Below are 3196 nucleotides of genomic sequence, written 5' to 3'. Positions count from 1 at the left end.
GGGAGAACCTGGTGCGCGCCATGTTCACCGGACGCAAACCGCGTCTAGCCGGTTCCTGGAGAAAAATCAAAACGGGTCAACGCGCGCGTTGACACATCGAGTCCGAGGCGAGCGTTTCGCTCGCCTCGGTATCGCAGCGCCATGTGGCGTTTAACCTCTGAAGAAGCCCACCGTTACCAGGATCAGCAGCACCAGACCAATCGTGATCAAGGTAATGCCCAATATCTTCGATCCGTGCGTCATGGGCCGCGACGGGGCGTCCACCAGGTACTTCTCCAGTTGTCCGCTGTCGACCAGACGCTGGTACTGCAGCCCATGTTCGCGCCGGAACTCTTCCAGCGACTGGGTGCCGGTGAACATCACGACATCCGGCGGCGGCAACTTGTCCGGCCGGAAGTGGTTGTTGAAGAAGTGCACCGTGAACAGGAACACGGCGGCCAGGAAGGCTTCCTCGCCGTGTACCAGTGTGGCCACGTTGAACACCCATCCCGGAAGGATCGAAGCGGTTATGTGCGGGAAGGCCAGCAGCATGCCGGTGCCGCCAATCGCGGCCATGCCCCAGAACACCGCCCAATAGTCGAATTTCTCCCAGTAAGTCCAGCGGTCGAATATCGGCCGTGGCCCTCTGCCGACGAACCACTTGAACATGCCCACGGCATCTTGCAAGTCTTTCCAGTTGGGCACCAGCGAATCGGGCCCGAACCAGCGGAAGGTTTTGCGGTGGCGGTAGAGGCTGATAGCGACACCGATCAGATGCAGGAAGAAGATACCGAGCATGATCGCCGCGCTGACCCGGTGGATAATCCCCGTTACCTGCGGGCCACCGAACGCTTTCATGACGACCGGCGCCCAGGAGATGTCCGAGTAAAACAGGCCCATGCCGGTCAGAATCAGCGTCATGACGCTCACGGCGAACAGCAAGTGAGCGATCCGCCAGAGTAACCCGAACCGCCGGACATGCTTGGTTTCTCCGTGCAGCAATTCGTCCGTTCGAATATGCCGCTCGGCCATGCGATCGTTGCGATGCTTGTATTCGCGATACCACCACAGCAGCGAATGCGCCCAGAAGTAGGCAAACACGAACACAAGCAGCCAGTGCATGAATTTTGCGGCGAGCCACACCTGGGGATAGCGCGCGAAGTCATGGTCATTGGCATGCGGACTGTAGGTCACGAATCCCGCCGTCGCTTCCTTGCGCTGTTTTCCGTCATGGCATTGCCTGCAAGTCTTCAGGCGATTCTTGGGGGACACTGTCGATTCCGGATCATCCACCTTCATGATCGTATGACTGCCGTGGCAGTCGAAACACTTGGCCGTATACGTATAGCCCAGCTTGCCAACCTGGCCGTGATAGGTGTCGCGGTAGCTCTCGAGGTTCTCCTTGTGGCAACCTCCGCAATTCTCGACGATCAGGAGCATGGTGGCGTCATCCGTCGTTTTCGCGATGCTGTGGGTGGTGTGGCAATCCGTGCACACAGCCGCTTTCGGATTGTGCTTTTCCATGACCTCCATCCCATGCACTGACGTCTCATACTCTTCCAGCACTTCGGTATGGCACTTCGCGCCACAAACGTTGGGTACGGTCAGGTGCCATTCCGTGCGTTTGGAAGTGCCTCGCGGTGGAACATTGAAATAATGAGTGTCGTGACAGTCGTCGCAGTATGCTTTGACACTTGTCTCGCTCTTGGGCCGGGCATGGAAAGATTTCTTGTACGCCTCGATGTTCTGTACCACTACTCCGAGCCTGGTTTTTTCTGCCGTCAAATTCTCCTTCTTGACGGTTTCCCACAGCTCCTCGTGACAGGTCACACAATTGGCTTTGGGCGCGGCGACTTTTTTGTGCGGCGCTTTGTTATCGGCAATATCCCGATGACACGCCACACAAGTCAGTTCTCCGTGGATGCCTTTTACATACTTGTCTTGTTGAATCGATCGCAGCGGGCGGATTTTTCCGTCTGCAGAGGGCAATGCAAATACCTGTTTTTTTCCGTCATGGCAGGTCATGCAGCCTGCGTCACTCAGTTTCGAGGTGGCTTGTCCGGCGTCAGGGTTCTTGGTGACTTCCGCGGCCTTTGCTGGCGTCTGCCAAATTACCTGGGCTGTTGTCAGGCAGATAGCCCCCACCATTGTCCACGTTACAAGTTTAGGTACGTGCATGCCATTATTCCCCTGTTCGACATTGCGCCACTGTTGCGTCCTATCTTAAGACAGGACGAACTTATCGTGCAGTTTTGTACAGTCAGGATAGATCAGTGTTCATCATGTTATAGCTTCTGCCTTAAAGCGATATACTAATCTCCGTGGGTTTTGCCCTAGTTGATGTATATCAATGTTGGCATAGCCGGATCGGTCCTCTACTATACAGCGTGCGTCGCCGTTATTTATCAAAAGCAGATTTTGACGCAAATCAAAAGTCTTGATTCGAATTCGCCTAATACTTTACCGATTACTTTACCGATTATTTTGCGAGTTTGCTAAGATAACTTCCAGAGCAGCATAATTTTTGGAGGGTCAAATGAAATCGACAACAGTCGCTTCAGCGTTCCTGGGGACAATCCTGGTTTTCTTTGCCGGGGCCGGATACACCGCGGATAAAGCTGACACCCGCAAAATTGATATCGGCAAAGCCGAGTATGAACAAAAGTGCATCATTTGCCATGGCATACTGGGCAAGGGGGACGGTGCATACAGCAAGATGTTGAATAAACCCGCGACTGACTTAACGCTGCTTTCCAAGAAAAATGGCGGGGTGTTTCCTTTCGCGCGGGTGTTTGAAACCATCGAAGGCACGCATGAATTGATGGCGCACGGAACGCGAGATATGCCCATTTGGGGCAAAGAATACAGAAGCAGCAAGTATTATGACGAATATTTGCACGAGGAAAACATAGATAGATCATACTTTGCACGTTCACGTATTCTGGCGCTGACCGAGTACATCTATCGGTTGCAAGCAAAGTAAGAAATTTACGAGCCGTAAATCAACCCCGCTCAAGTAACGTGGTTTCGTGTCCCCGACCGCTCCCGGCGTTTTCTCGCGCATATCATCGGATGCTCCGCGGTATACGCTGTCGCCCCCCCGCCATTACCCGCGCGTATCAGGTTTCGTTCGCCAGAACCATGAGGCTAGGCGCCAAGGCTGACATCATCTGCTGTCAGTCGCGCTCCTTCGCCAATACGGCCACTGATGCAATGC

The 3196-nt window shown here is 54.2% G+C and carries 2 protein-coding genes; one reads left to right on the top strand and one right to left on the bottom strand.

All coding sequences use genetic code 11. The features are described from left to right. Window positions 1-150 precede the first annotated feature (150 nt). On the bottom strand, window positions 151-2157 hold the full coding sequence (locus WB402_RS07565; RefSeq protein ID WP_424206520.1) for a cytochrome C: 2007 nt from the start codon (window positions 2155-2157) through the stop codon (window positions 151-153). 358 nt (window positions 2158-2515) lie between these two features. Here WB402_RS07565 and WB402_RS07560 point away from each other — a divergent pair, with 358 nt between their 5' ends. Then, a complete protein-coding gene (locus tag WB402_RS07560; RefSeq protein ID WP_424206518.1) occupies window positions 2516-2962 on the top strand; it encodes a c-type cytochrome in 447 nt (148 codons plus the stop codon). Window positions 2963-3196 lie beyond the last annotated feature (234 nt).

The sequence above is a fragment of the Sulfuricaulis sp. genome (assembly GCF_049587675.1).
In the GTDB taxonomy this organism is placed as follows: Bacteria; Pseudomonadota; Gammaproteobacteria; order Acidiferrobacterales; family Sulfurifustaceae; genus Sulfuricaulis.
This window is presented reverse-complemented; position numbering and strand designations above follow the sequence as displayed.

Excerpts from the sequence above, each read along its gene's own strand:
- WB402_RS07565 (WP_424206520.1), bottom strand. The coding sequence starts at position 2,157 with ATGCACGTACCTAAACTTGTAACGTGGACAATGGTGGGGGCTATCTGC.
- WB402_RS07560 (WP_424206518.1), top strand. The coding sequence starts at position 2,516 with ATGAAATCGACAACAGTCGCTTCAGCGTTCCTGGGGACAATCCTGGTT.